This is a genomic window from Vibrio sp. SSH13-20 (genome assembly GCF_040104475.1).
Lineage (GTDB): Bacteria > Pseudomonadota > Gammaproteobacteria > Enterobacterales > Vibrionaceae > Vibrio > Vibrio harveyi.
This window is the reverse complement of record NZ_JBECOU010000001.1, coordinates 1064178-1076947: the sequence shown is the minus strand read 5'-3', so window position 1 is coordinate 1076947 and position 12770 is coordinate 1064178. Positions and strand designations below refer to the sequence as shown.

The window sequence follows — 12770 nt, the reverse complement described above, 5'->3', positions numbered from 1 at the left end:
AATCTAACTATTTTTTAAAGGTTAGATTCAAAGTGAGTGGAACTCGATCAGAAATCTTAATCCCGCCAACTGTTGCCGCGAGGTCAGTTAAGTTCTTACTAGGAATACCAAAGTCAGCAGCGCCAATAATCACAGGTGCACTTGAGCTCACCATTACCGTATCGCCAGCGTTTAGGATAACAACCGGAAACTCAACGGATTTTGTCTTACCAAACAGCGTTACTTCAGCAGGTACTTTTACCTTGTGTGAGCCCTCACCCAGAGAAGCCCAATCAACTTTTCCTGTCACTTTTACTGGTGCGTGTTTCGCAGATTCAAAGAAGATTTCATTAAGACGGGTGTTACGAATAGGGATACCTGTCTCAATGCTATTTAGATCGATAGCAACATCAAATTTGCCATTGCTGTCTAACGTGCCGGAAAGAGTATTGATGGTCGCTGGCTCGACAACAAACTGGTTCTTGATGGTAGCAAAGCTTACTGAAGAAAAGTTTGAATCTAATGTGTAGTTGTCAGCAGCAAATGAAGCACTAGAAAACAGCGCCAGCGCAATGCTTAGGGTGGATAAAGTCTTTTTCATTATTATTAGCCTTATATACGTTGAACGGTTGTTCCCCTTGATACTAGTCCGGATTTATAAAAGTTAATAAGGAATTAAATCGATTAATTTTGGTGATTTTTTCGATGTGATTAACTGTGCATTAATGATATTCGAATATCAATTTGAATGATTATGAGAGCGTATTGTTTGTCAGAAACTTGCTAATTAGCAATAGCTTATTTAGGTGTTGGTAAATCTATACGGTCTACATGGTTATTCTATAAAAGTGTGATACTGATATAAAAACGGTTCATTTTATTAAAGTTGTTGCATTTGATGCGGATAACGTAACTGAATAGTTAAAACCAGTGTCGCGGGAGAATGGGTTGGCAAAGAGAGTAATGCCAAGTCATCGGCTTAATTAACCCCCGTTGATAGAAATTAATCGCTTGCGTTGAGACAACCATAATGAAAAGAATCATCCTATTAGCCGTTTGTGCCATGTTTGGCATTGCTGTCATGGCGAGTATGGCGTCTACCTACTTTATCTCCAGTCAGAAAATCGATGACATCATCTTGCACAAATCTCAGGTTCAGGCTGAGTTCTTAGCTGAGAATGCAAGTTACATTTTAGAGAACTCAAACCATCCAGTCCAAGATCTCCAAGCGTTAGTTGACCAGTTAAAGCAACGCTCAGATGTAAGTTATGCCATTGTAATTGATAGCAATGTTTCGGCTGTTGCACACAGTGATAAACAAAAGCTAAACAAGAAGTACGAAGATGACTATACAGTGGCGGGTGCAACCAAAGGTGTGCAGCAATACTCGAAGTGGTACGCGGATGTGCAGCAAGTGTGGGTGTTCGATATCATGGCTCCAATCTACGTGAATGGCCAGCTCTACGGCACGTTCGATATCGGTATTCCAATTACGGAAGTGAGCCAAGCAACGAACGGTATTATTAGTTACCAACTTGGTTCAATGATCGTGATATTTGTACTCTGCGTGCTACTACTTTCACTTCTGCTAAGCCACTTAATGCAGCCGTTATCTGTATTGAAAAATGCACTGCATGACATTTCCCAAGGGGAAGGCGATCTGACTGTTCGTTTGCCAACAAAAGGTAATGATGAAGTGGCTCAGATTTCATCAGCATTTAATGTCTTTGTCGAAAAGGTTCATGGCATTATTTCGCAAGTGGTGAGCACTGGTGTTGCATTGAATGGCTCTGCAACTGCCTTACGTGAGCAATCTCAACAGGCGTTGACTCGTGGGCAGGAGCAAAACGAGCAAACCATGCTGGTGGTGACGTCAATGAATGAAATGATTGCGACGGTTAACGAAATTGCATCGAATGCAGCAGGTGCAGCGAGTGCGGCAAGTACTGCAACGGATGAAACGCAAGAAGGCTACAAGACGCTGCAAAAGACCACTACGGCAATCACAAACCTTGAAACCGAGATGAACAGCACGTCCAGCATCATCGTCAGTTTGGCAGATAATACTCAATCGATCGGTTCAATCCTTGAGGTGATTCGAGGTATCTCAGAACAGACGAACTTATTGGCACTTAATGCTGCAATTGAGGCCGCTCGTGCTGGTGATGCAGGCCGTGGTTTTGCTGTGGTAGCTGACGAAGTACGTAACCTTGCGACGAAAACCGCGCAGTCAACCGATGAGATTGACCTGATGATCAAACGCTTGCAAGACGAAGCGCAAAATGCCGTCAATTCGATGGGGAACAGTAAAGCTCTGATCGAAGAAGGAACTACGGAGACGGAGCTAGCTCGACAAGCACTAGAAGCGATTTCTAAACAGGTAATGACCATTCTGGATATTAATACTCAGGTTGCAACGGCAACAGAACAGCAATCGACGGTAGCTAACGAGATCAACATGAACATGGATACGGTGAGCAATTCAGTGAAGCTCGGTCTAAATGCAAGTGAGCAATTAGAGCAATCGAGTCAACAACTGGCTGAGCTCTCGCAAACGCTTGATCATTACGTCGGCTCGTTCAGAATCTAACCCACAACAAGCATGCAAAAGGCGACCATCGAGTCGCCTTTTTGTTTGCCGATATGTATCCAAAGTGTGGTTATGGGGTGATGTTACTATAGGTCACTGCTTGAATTTCGCCTTGCGCCGTTCGTTCGACGTTATCCACTTTACCTTGGAAATAATAAGGCGTGAAATCGGATTGCACTTTGCTCGCATTTGCATAATACAAAGTTACTGGCTGATGGTTTAGTGCGCTAGACGTTAAGGTGCCGATCAATGCGTGCTCGAATTGATGATAACCATTGCCCCAATGAAACGCTTTGGTTGACTTTGGATCGAGACCGACGCCTCCATATTGATGATCAACCCATGCATCCATAAAAGTACGTGTGGTGTATGGCAGTACATTTCCCACCTTGTTATCTAAAATGGCAAGTGTCATTGCTGATTGGTCAAGCTCTGCCCATTCCCAAGAAGAGCTGCCGTTAGAATAAGGGCGGCTTTGCCAAGCAGGAATGGATTGATTCGCCCATTCGCTTTGCAGTTCGGGAGAAAAAAAAGTGCTAACTGGTTCAAACTGTTGTTGATATTGCGCTCGCTCTAATGTCGTTCGCATGCCTTGTTTCGCAAATTGTTTCCAATCGGCATTGTTTATTTGTTCTGCGACAAGGTAAGTCATCCAATACGCTTTAATGGTGTGACCGAAATCGTTATGTTTGGCGTTTGGCTGCATGACAGCTTTATGATGAATGGCACCGTAGAAGCGTTGCTCTTTATCTGAGTGATAATGTTGAACTAATGTATTTGTTAACCAGGTCAGGTCACTGAACCACTTCGTTCGATGTGGCTCAGGCAATAGGGGAGCGACCAAAAGCATATAGCCGTTAATTTGGTCTAATTGTGCAACCAACTCATGCTGTTTTGCACTTTGCTCATCTCCATCTTGTAAAACCCAAGCAAGTCCTACTTCATCGTTTAGTCTGTAGTTATCGAAGATAAATTTTTGCTGATCAATAAGTACTTTTTCTACCAGATGATCGCCCGTTAGGTAGTAATACATTGCAAGTCCAACGAGTGCGTAAGCTTGGTCTTGCGAAGTTCTCTGTGTCCACTTTAAACCAGCTTGTTTGTTTTGCGTGAACGAAATAAAGCCGCCATGCTCTTTGTCTTGCAGTTCATTGATTAGGTAATAAGCCCCTTGCTTCGCTAGTTCAAGCGCTTGAGTGTCTCCAGTTAGGTGGAAAAGCACCCCATAGGCGTAGGTTTGGCGCGACTTCATCCGCGTATATTCACGACCAAAATAAGGAGTAATCCAACCTCGATCTAACTCAGGACAAACATTGGCTGTATTCAGTTTGCGACCATCGTTGCAGCGGAAAGTGGGGAAGTTTCCAACAGGTTCTCCGTAAGCTTTCTCATCCATCCAGTAAGGGGCTAAGCCTGTTGTGATGTGGTTTAGCCATGTCTGTGTAGATGGAAAGGTCGTTGATGCCGCATTATTTGCAATCGCGTCTTGGGAAACAGTTTCGTTTGAAGCTGAGTTTTCAATTGTCGCCGCCAGTGACACCGAACTGGTGGCGAGAGAGAACGCTATTATTAACGACTTTGTCGAAAAAGACATAAAGCAAGTCCTTGAAAGAAAAGAAAGAGTATATCGGTTGGTGACCTCTACAAACCGTTGAATCTCTCCGGTTTTCCATTCCCTCTGCTGACAAGCTTGTCAGTCTTTTTTGATGGAGCGAGCGGGGTTACCAGCAACGCGGTCTCTCGGAGCCACATCTTTCGTTACGACAGATCCAGCACCAATGACAGCTTCTTCTCCAATCGTCACGCCCGGCATAATGATCGCACCACCACCAATCCATACTTTATCTTTTATGGTTACAGGTTTTGCAGTTTCATCACCAGCAAGGCGTTGCTCTGTCTCTAAAGCATGCGCAGCGGTGTAGATTTGAACTCGCGGACCAATCATCACGTTCGCGCCAATGGTTACCTGTCCGTTGTCTATGATGATGGCATCCCAATTAATGTAAGTATGCGAGCCCACTGAAAGGTTGCATCCATACGTCAATTGCAACGGGGCTTGGATACAAGCACCATCACCAAGATTGACGCCTATTTCAACGAGAAGTGCATGACGCTTTGCTGCATTGGGTTCATGGTTGAAGTTGAAAATGAGCTCACATGTGCGCTCCCGCATGAGCTGAAGTTCTTCGTCCAGACAGTTATAAACCTTTCCTAAACGCATAAGTTCGAGCGCTGACATCTTTTTGCCCTTACCGCTTAAATCGTGCAACAAAGTGAGCAATATAAAGCGCGCGCTATACAAGTGGAAATTGAGAACCGTAAAATCAGAATATGGTCACTCAATAACACTTCACAACATCGCCTTGATAAACAATTCAATACTAAACCGTTGAATGTACGGGGAAGTGTACTAGGTTTTATATGAGTACTTGTTTATGAAACCGCGGCGATTTAAGCCATCGGCCTTTCATTAAGTGCGGATAAATACTGTGTTGGGTCTATTCACGCGTCATCGATTATCGGATTACCGATGAATAAGAATATGGCGCGAAACCAAAGGGAAAAACAGTGAGTAATTCAAACGAAAACCTAGAAAAAGTGTTGGCGAAGGCATTCACGACTTCTTTGATACGATTCTCCGTCACAACGCTTATCGTCATTGTATGTTGGTGGGCGTTTTTACCATTCCTACCTATCTTACTCTGGGCGTTAGTGTTGGCTATCGCGCTCTATCCAGTCAAGTTGGTCATTGAAAGCAAGCTCGGGTTGAGTTCGGCTCGGTCTGCAACGCTTATAGCAATTATTGGTGTCCTGATTCTCGGCACGCCAACAGCAATGGTGGGCAACTCTTTTGCTTCTAAAACCTTAGGTGCGTTTGAGTCTTACCGAGATGGCACTTTGGTGATCACCAAGCCAGCAGACAGTGTGAAAACCTGGCCGTTGGTCGGTGAAAAAGTTCATGCGGTCTGGTATGAAGCGGCGGACGATCTGCCAACTTTTATTGAAAAGCGTCAGCCACAAATTAAAGGGTTCTTTAGTTGGTTTGTTGACAGTGCGACAGGTGCGGCGAAAAGTGTGTTTATGCTGATTGGTGCGATTATTATTGCGGGGATCATGCTTGCTTGGGCACAACCTGCGGCTAGGTCGATACGTAAGATCTTCATTAGTTTTACCGATGAAGTAAGAGGTCCGGATTTGCACCAACTTACCACCGCAACTATCAGGCAAGTCGCCGTGGGCATCATTGGTATTGCTTTCTTAACAGCAATGGCATTTGGCGGTGTCGTTGCATTATCCGGCGTACCTGCCGCAGCCTTGTTTACACTTATCGCACTAGTCTTCGCTATCGTTCAACTTCCGGTCACTATTATTGCTTTAGTCGCCGTTGGTTTATTGTGGGCGGGGGACAGCGGAACGGTTCATAACGTGATCTTTACCATCTTACTGATCGCCGCTAGCTTGATTGATAACTTCTTAAAACCATTGATTCTCGGGCGAGGGTTAGAAGTCCCGATGCCTATTGTCCTTATCGGTGCCGTTGGCGGCATGATGTCCGGCGGTATACTGGGTATGTTTATTGGCGCTGCATTCTTAGCTGCTGGTTATCAGGTGTTTATGAAGTGGGTCGATACGGAAACTCAGGACGTTGTTGATGTCGTAGAGAGTGAAGAGTTTCAGGAAGAGAAAACAGAAGCTAAAGAGTCCAAGGATTAAGTTAGTTATGAATAGGCAGTTAGACCGTGAGATCGTACAAGCCCATGTGAAGTGCGCTTGTTGATAATCATTCGAGCAACTAGAAGGTCGCTGTTCTAGTTGCTTGTGAATGCAAATAATCAGCGCTGGAAACTTAACGACTAGTCGTTAACGGACAAACAACCTTTTAGTTTTCGTAAATACTGTTTCAATTTATAAATCATTGTTTGATGTTTTTCAGAGGCGTAACGTTAATTGTGTTGCTTAAGTGAATCGCAACGTTATGTTTTTATTGGAAAAAGGAAATGGATATGGCTTACGAAGGCTACAAAACATTTACTGCAAAACAAGAAGAAGCAGTTCTTTATGTTACGTTTGATTTTGGAACGGTAAACGTACAAGGGCAGGAAATGTTGACGGATTTGAACGGTTTAGCGCTACGTCTGGAACGTGACCGTAACGTGAAAGTGGTTGTATTCCAATCTGCTAATCCAGAAATTTGGGTTTGTCATTACGACACCGAATTGCTGAAAGAAATGTCGACAGAAGCGGTTTCACGTGAAGAAGCGAAATTGCTTGACCTTCAATCAGTGTTAGAAAGGATCAGCAAGCTACCACAAGCAACGATAGCTAAGTTGGAGGGATTTGCCCGTGGTGGTGGTCATGAATTTGCATTGGCATGTGATATGCGCTTTGCCGCACGCGGTAAATACAAATTTATGCAGATGGAAGTTGGCATGGGCATCTTACCGTGCGGTGGTGGCGCATCTCGGATGGCACGCCAGGTTGGTTTAGGACGTGCTCTAGAAATCATCTTGAGTGCTCGCGACTTCGATGCGGACGAAGCAGAAGCGTACGGCACCATAAACAAAGCGTTGGAGCCTGATGAGATTGGTCCTTATGTTGATGAGTTAGCGCAGCGAATTTCTAAGTTCCCTGCTGAATCTATTAATGCATGTAAGCAAATGGTGTACGAGTCAATCGATAAGCCAATCGATGAAGCGTTGAAAGCCGAAGCTTACTGGCTTTACCAAGCAACCAGTAAAACGCCAGCGGTTAAGCGCTTCCAAATTGCCGATGACCAAGGTTTAGAGCACGATATCGAAAACCAAAGAAACTGGGAAGAACTGGTTATGAAGGTGCAAGACATTAACTGATCATTCATAGCTTGATTGTCGATATAAGATTAAAGGCGAGTTTTTTGGCTCGCCTTCAATTGACGAGTAAATTTGGCTCTGCTTGCTGTCGCTCATGTAAACCAGACGATTATCAGTGACAATTCTAGAAAATGGCTAGATTTGTTTGAAAATTCATCAGTTTAGGCATTAAGTTTTTGCCGTGTCGGTCAATATTTTTAATTAATAGAATCGATTGTGTCGATCAATCAAATCGATCGATAGAAATTTACTGTTGATTGATAAAAATATTTATCCGTAACGACACCTTTTGATCATCGAACAGTATACAATTATGCGTATAATCGCCGCTTCTTAAATGCATCAAGTTCAAATCTTGATCAGAATTGCAGTGAATGAAAGCTAAACGGATTTTAGTTGTTGAATTAGGGATAGGGAGAGTGGGTTAATCTAGGACAGTTGTAATGAGTTGGGGCATCAAAGTAGTATTTTTAATTTCGGTATTATTGCTAACGGAATTACTCGCCACAAAACTAACCGCCATCAATAACGAAAAAGAATCTGAACAAGTTATCAGTGCTATCAATAAAGAGATGAAAGTCATCTTTAATGACGCATTGATTACGGCTGAAGTATTGAAAGAAGTTGTGGTGCTTTCTAAGAACCATGACATGTCATCAGCAGAGTTTAATAAACTTAGTCGTAAGCTTTTATCCACTTATACCAATGTGGATGCCTTGTTATACCTTCCAAAAGGGGTCGTGCAATATGCTTATCCCTACGACGAGCATAAAGCGGCAATTGGCCACAACGTTCTTGAAGACCAAACACGAAAACTTGGGGCAAACCAGTCTGTAAACTGCAAGAAAAACACGATTATAGGTCCCGTCACCTTAGTTCAAAATGGTAAGCAAGCATTCATCCTCAGAAAAGGTATCTCAGACGATGCGAATTTCATCGGTTTTTCTTCTTCCGTTATCTATTTAGAATCAATCGTTAGCAAACTAGAGCAAGTATTAAACCAAAACCACGTGAATCATTACTCTGTTGTTGGCTATGATCCTGATAACAGCAACTATTATGACAAAGTGATCAGCTCTAAAGGTGAGATTGATTGTGACATTCATACTGGCGTCGTGACGATTTTTAACACCAATTGGCAAATCTCAATATCGCCAGAGGACAGTGGCTTGATCCCACGAGTGGTTATTTTTGCCACTTTGTTGACGCTACTAATATTGGTGACAACACCGGTGAGGTACTTCAACAAGTTTCGTCATTCAGAAATGCAGCGAGATAGCCTGCAAAATGAAGCGCATACCGATTACTTAACTGGACTCCTAAACCGTCGTGGTCTTGAGACCAAGTTTGAGGTGTTAAGAAAAGAGAATACGGCAGGCTCAATTGCTGTGTTTGATATCGATTTTTTTAAGAGCATTAATGATACTTATGGTCATGAGGTGGGGGACATCGTATTAGCTCAGTTCTCTAAGCTATGCGAAGCAAACACGAGCCATGATTTCACTCTTTCTCGCACTGGTGGTGAGGAATTTATGTTGTTGATGCCAAACACTAACGCTCGACAAGCATACCTATACTGCGAGCGAGTAAGAAAAACAGTGGCGAATACGCCCGTGTTTATCAATGATATGTACATTGATATCACGGTAAGTATTGGGGTCGCCTATTTTGACGGCACAGACTCTCTAAAAGACGCATTAAGAGAAGCGGACCGAGCGTTATACAAAGCGAAAAACTCAGGGCGAAATCAAGTGTGTTGGACTCGTTAAGAATGAAGTCTCAAATAGTATGCCTATAGCTTTACTTGATGTCTGAGAAGACTCACAGATATTAGGTTATCAGCTTGTAAACAAAGCCTTGTTTTTGTTTAACTTTAAGAGCGGAGCGAAGTGAATTGAAGGTGCAATACAATGCTATGGATAGTGACCAAGTACTTAACCACGGCGGCAATCGTCGTATTAATTTCTGAAGTGGCGAAAAGAAGTGACAAACTTGGTGCCTTGGTAGCAGCCTTACCAACGGTGACTATTTTGGCGCTGGTATGGATGTATATTGAAGGTCAAGGCACAGAAAAACTGTCCAACCACGCTTTCTACACATTTTGGTTTGTCGTGCCGACGCTGCCAATGTTTTTACTCTTCCCGTATTTGCTAACCAAATACTCCTTTTGGCTGACACTATTAATCAGCTGCGTAGTATCGGTAGCTTGTTTTGCTTTGACAAACTTAGTAGCAAAGCAATTCGGAATCAATTTGCTGTGACAAGGTTTTTCTGGCTCCCAACCTGACATACCAGCGTTTACCTTAATAGATTCGCTATCTGCTGTGGTAAAGCGTGAAATAAATGCAACGCTTGCTGATAACAACACAAGCGCATCGCACTTCAATCATCGACTTCAACAATGACCCGAAACATACGGTATTTATTGGCTTCGTTGTTAGTGGTTAGGTCGCAGGATTACTTATATTAGGTTGAACGCAACAAAATAGGGTCGTTGAGAAAAATGAACAACACTTGTCAAAATAAGAGCTTTGGCGTTTTACATCCTGGTGTTCGCTACCGAGTCAAAAAAGAATTTTATGATTATAACGGTGAGCGGTATCAAGTTGATGAGGAAATGGTGTTTATTGACCATAACTTCGTTCCTTATGAAAGTGGTTTATCACTCTTTTTCCGAACACATAACCGAGAACTTCAGATCATGCTTTGCAATCGGGAGGGCTTACAACAACACATCGTTCATGAGCTAGGTGCGTATTTTGAACGCCAGCAATAAATTTAGTTAAAGGTGAACTGGAAAACCAAAATGAGTTGTGAAGATTGTTCAGATGCCGCGAGAAAAATAAACAACCCTAAAGATTTGGCGAATGCAATGTGCTTTCTCAATGAAAGAACGGAGGCTAAAACGCTTAAATACTTGGGTTACGGCAGTTGGGGTGAGCCTTTTTCTCAGATGGTAAATCGGAAAGGGTGGAATGATTTAATCTGTAACTACTTTGCCTGTCGAACCTGTGGTCAAGTATTCAATCTATATGCTGAAACCTACCACGGTTCGGGAGGAGCCATCGCCGCGATCGATTCGATTGCAGGAAAGTTGTTTATCGATGAATTTGTCACTTCTCAGATTGACGAGGATTGAAAGCATAAGATGCTGTTGTTTGTCCTTATCTTGCTCTTTACGGCTTTATCAGTGCATGGCTCGGTGGTAGGGACTTGTACGCAGGGAGACGATAGCCGTTTTTTCAGCTCTGGTAGTTATACCCAAGTAACCTCAAGATGTTAGGTTCAGCGAGAATGACTTGGTTTGTAGACGCGGCGGCGATTTAAAGGTTTAGTGGGTCTAAATCAAGAATTGGCAACAAAGTATACAAGCCAAGGCCCTTATATTTGCAAAGAGTGCCCTTTGGGAGCATGTCTTTGACTCGCTTTTTTAGTCAAACAAATGGCTGCGTCAAACAACTCCATCCTTTTGCTCTTGTAACCAGCGACGTGGTGACATTCCTGAGACATTTTGAAAAGCGCGGGAGAAGCCAGAATAGCTACTGTAGCCGACTTCATCAGAGACCCAATTCAACGGCTTATTTTGCAATAACATCGATTGCGCGACCAATACTCGCCACTTTTGTACATAATCCCCCGGAGTTTCACCAACCACTTGTTTAAAGGTCTCGATAAATTGAGTCCGAGACATCGCAGCGATGGACGCCATTTCATTGATATGAAAGTGACGAGGTGGTAATTGATGCACTTCAGTAATGACCTTGGCAAGGCGAGGGTGGGAAAGGGCGGCAAATAGACCGTGCTCGATTTTCTGCTCTTGAATTAAGTGACGGAAGATCAAAGCCATCAGAGTGTCGCTTAGCTTGTCCATCAAAAACTCCTGTCCTACTGAGTTCTTGCTGGCTTCTTGAGACAACATATCTAATACCGGTGTTAAGTTTGGCGCAGCTTCAAAGGGGATGACTATCACGTCTGGTAATACGGACAACAAAGGATTTATCTGACCACCTCTATAATCCACGTTTGCACACACCAATTTACTGTCTTCACCTCCTTCCAATCGATGAGGGGTATTATTCGGCAGATAAATAACGCAAGGTTGTGTGAGCCGTTTTGGATTTTCTCCTGCAGGCGTCAAGATTAAATCACCCGCATTAAGTACATGAAGGTGGCCTCTGTTGTGGTGATCTGATTGAAATGAAGAAATGCCACACAAATGCCCGGAATAGAAAACACCAGTCCGTATTGAGAAGTGTTCCATTAGCTGTGATAACAAGTCCATTTTACCTCCGAACGATTTGCGTATTTTTTTGGTCATTAGTCCCTCTTTAGACCGGAAGAGTCCGCTAATTTATTCACACAAGGTAAACAAACAGACAAGGAGCTTACTATGTCACGCATTAAATCAACTGGTCGAAAACTCACTTTAATGACCGCTTTACTCGGAACCAGTTTTTCATTAATGGCTGCGGATGTAGGCATGAGCGTTGATGCTAATGATCTTGCGATCAAGGGATATGACCCAGTTGCGTACTTTACAGATAATGGCGCAGTGCAAGGCAAGCCTGAATATTCAGCCACTTACAACAATGCTATCTACCACTTTGCTAATGCGGCAAACCGTGATCAATTCAAAACGGATCCACAAGCTTACGCACCACAATACGGTGGTTACTGTGCATTTGGTGTAGCGATGGGTAAAAAGTTCGAAACTGACCCTCAAGCGTGGAAAATTGAAGACGGCAAACTATATCTGAATCTTGATAAATCGGTGCAAAAGCGCTGGTTGGAAGATACACAAGGCTTCATCCAAGATGCCAACTCTAATTGGACAACCATAAAAGTCGTTGACGCTGATAAGCTGTAACTGTCTTCGATAAATTCCTTTCCTACTGTCCGCCTAAGGCGAATCATTTGGTTCGCCTTTTTTCGATGGGCTATTAGAAGGGTGGAATACACAAAGTGAGATTAATAGGAGCGGTTTATGTTGCCCTTAACTCACTCGTTATTTATCGACATCGCCAATCACGCCTTCATGTGAAAGATCGCCAGAAAGTTCTGCTTGAACTTCGGCTAGACTTTCCTCTTCCGCCGCAACAATCTTACCTGTGAGAGCATCAACCTCGACTTCGTACGCTTTATCTCCACGTTTAATAAACACATCCCACTGGGTATCAGGTTCATCGTGACGAATGCCTAGCACCTCAACATCTAACGCCCCTAGCGCTGCTTTAATGGCATCTTCTTGACTGATGATTTCTGCATCGGCGGCAGCATAACTTGGCAGGCTTAACACACCAAAAGCGGTTAGGGCGATACATAATATGAGTTTTTTCATTGAGTTCTCCTTA

13 protein-coding genes are annotated in these 12770 nt (G+C 43.3%); 8 read left to right on the top strand and 5 right to left on the bottom strand.

The genetic code is table 11. From position 1 onward, the window contains the following. Positions 1-7 precede the first annotated feature (7 nt). The gene (locus ABMY42_RS04790; protein ID WP_005447112.1) at positions 8-580 is read right to left on the bottom strand and encodes a YceI family protein; all 573 of its coding nucleotides are present in this window, start codon (positions 578-580) and stop codon (positions 8-10) included. 429 nt (positions 581-1009) lie between these two features. Here ABMY42_RS04790 and ABMY42_RS04785 point away from each other — a divergent pair, with 429 nt between their 5' ends. Then, on the top strand, positions 1010-2569 hold the full coding sequence (locus ABMY42_RS04785; RefSeq protein ID WP_005447108.1) for a methyl-accepting chemotaxis protein: 1560 nt from the start codon (positions 1010-1012) through the stop codon (positions 2567-2569). 70 nt (positions 2570-2639) lie between these two features. Here ABMY42_RS04785 and ABMY42_RS04780 read toward each other — a convergent pair whose 3' ends face one another. Together ABMY42_RS04780 and ABMY42_RS04775 are read right to left on the bottom strand one after the other, a co-directional pair. Next, positions 2640-4163 carry an AGE family epimerase/isomerase gene (locus ABMY42_RS04780; protein WP_349266056.1) on the bottom strand — a complete coding sequence of 508 codons (1524 nt, stop codon included), beginning with the start codon at positions 4161-4163 and terminating at the stop codon, positions 2640-2642. 99 nt (positions 4164-4262) lie between these two features. Next, entirely contained in the window at positions 4263-4808 is a 546-nt protein-coding gene (locus ABMY42_RS04775) for a sugar O-acetyltransferase (protein ID WP_239212458.1), read from the bottom strand. A gap of 329 nt (positions 4809-5137) precedes the next feature. On the opposite strand from ABMY42_RS04775, the gene ABMY42_RS04770 reads away from it, so the two are divergent. The 6 genes from ABMY42_RS04770 to ABMY42_RS04745 all read left to right on the top strand — a co-directional run bounded on the left by ABMY42_RS04770 (position 5138) and on the right by ABMY42_RS04745 (position 10558). Further along, positions 5138-6283 (top strand): AI-2E family transporter, encoded by a 1146-nt coding sequence (locus tag ABMY42_RS04770; protein WP_045487228.1) that lies wholly within the window; start codon positions 5138-5140, stop codon positions 6281-6283. Positions 6284-6573: 290 nt separating this feature from the next. Beyond that, complete coding sequence (locus tag ABMY42_RS04765; protein ID WP_005447102.1) at positions 6574-7419, top strand: enoyl-CoA hydratase/isomerase family protein; 846 nt, start codon at positions 6574-6576, stop codon at positions 7417-7419. Between the two features lie 443 nt (positions 7420-7862). Beyond that, complete coding sequence (locus ABMY42_RS04760; protein WP_045487225.1) at positions 7863-9188, top strand: sensor domain-containing diguanylate cyclase; 1326 nt, start codon at positions 7863-7865, stop codon at positions 9186-9188. Positions 9189-9329: 141 nt separating this feature from the next. Further along, positions 9330-9680, top strand: coding sequence for a DUF3147 family protein (locus ABMY42_RS04755; RefSeq protein WP_005447099.1), 351 nt, complete (start codon positions 9330-9332; stop codon positions 9678-9680). A gap of 242 nt (positions 9681-9922) precedes the next feature. Beyond that, on the top strand, positions 9923-10195 hold the full coding sequence (locus ABMY42_RS04750; protein WP_047515937.1) for a DUF3601 domain-containing protein: 273 nt from the start codon (positions 9923-9925) through the stop codon (positions 10193-10195). A 30-nt stretch (positions 10196-10225) separates the two neighbouring features. After that, a complete protein-coding gene (locus ABMY42_RS04745) occupies positions 10226-10558 on the top strand; it encodes a hypothetical protein (protein ID WP_009696276.1) in 333 nt (110 codons plus the stop codon). Between the two features lie 312 nt (positions 10559-10870). On the opposite strand, the gene ABMY42_RS04740 is transcribed toward ABMY42_RS04745, so the two are convergent. Further along, a complete protein-coding gene (locus tag ABMY42_RS04740; RefSeq protein WP_050907802.1) occupies positions 10871-11701 on the bottom strand; it encodes an AraC family transcriptional regulator in 831 nt (276 codons plus the stop codon). 108 nt (positions 11702-11809) lie between these two features. On the opposite strand from ABMY42_RS04740, the gene ABMY42_RS04735 reads away from it, so the two are divergent. After that, positions 11810-12286, top strand: a complete 477-nt coding sequence (locus tag ABMY42_RS04735; protein WP_009699010.1) for a YHS domain-containing (seleno)protein — start codon at positions 11810-11812, stop codon at positions 12284-12286. A gap of 138 nt (positions 12287-12424) precedes the next feature. Here the strand turns inward: ABMY42_RS04735 and ABMY42_RS04730 are convergent, their stop codons facing one another. Next, complete coding sequence (locus ABMY42_RS04730) at positions 12425-12757, bottom strand: PepSY domain-containing protein (protein WP_017818757.1); 333 nt, start codon at positions 12755-12757, stop codon at positions 12425-12427. Between the last annotated feature and the right edge of the window lie 13 nt (positions 12758-12770).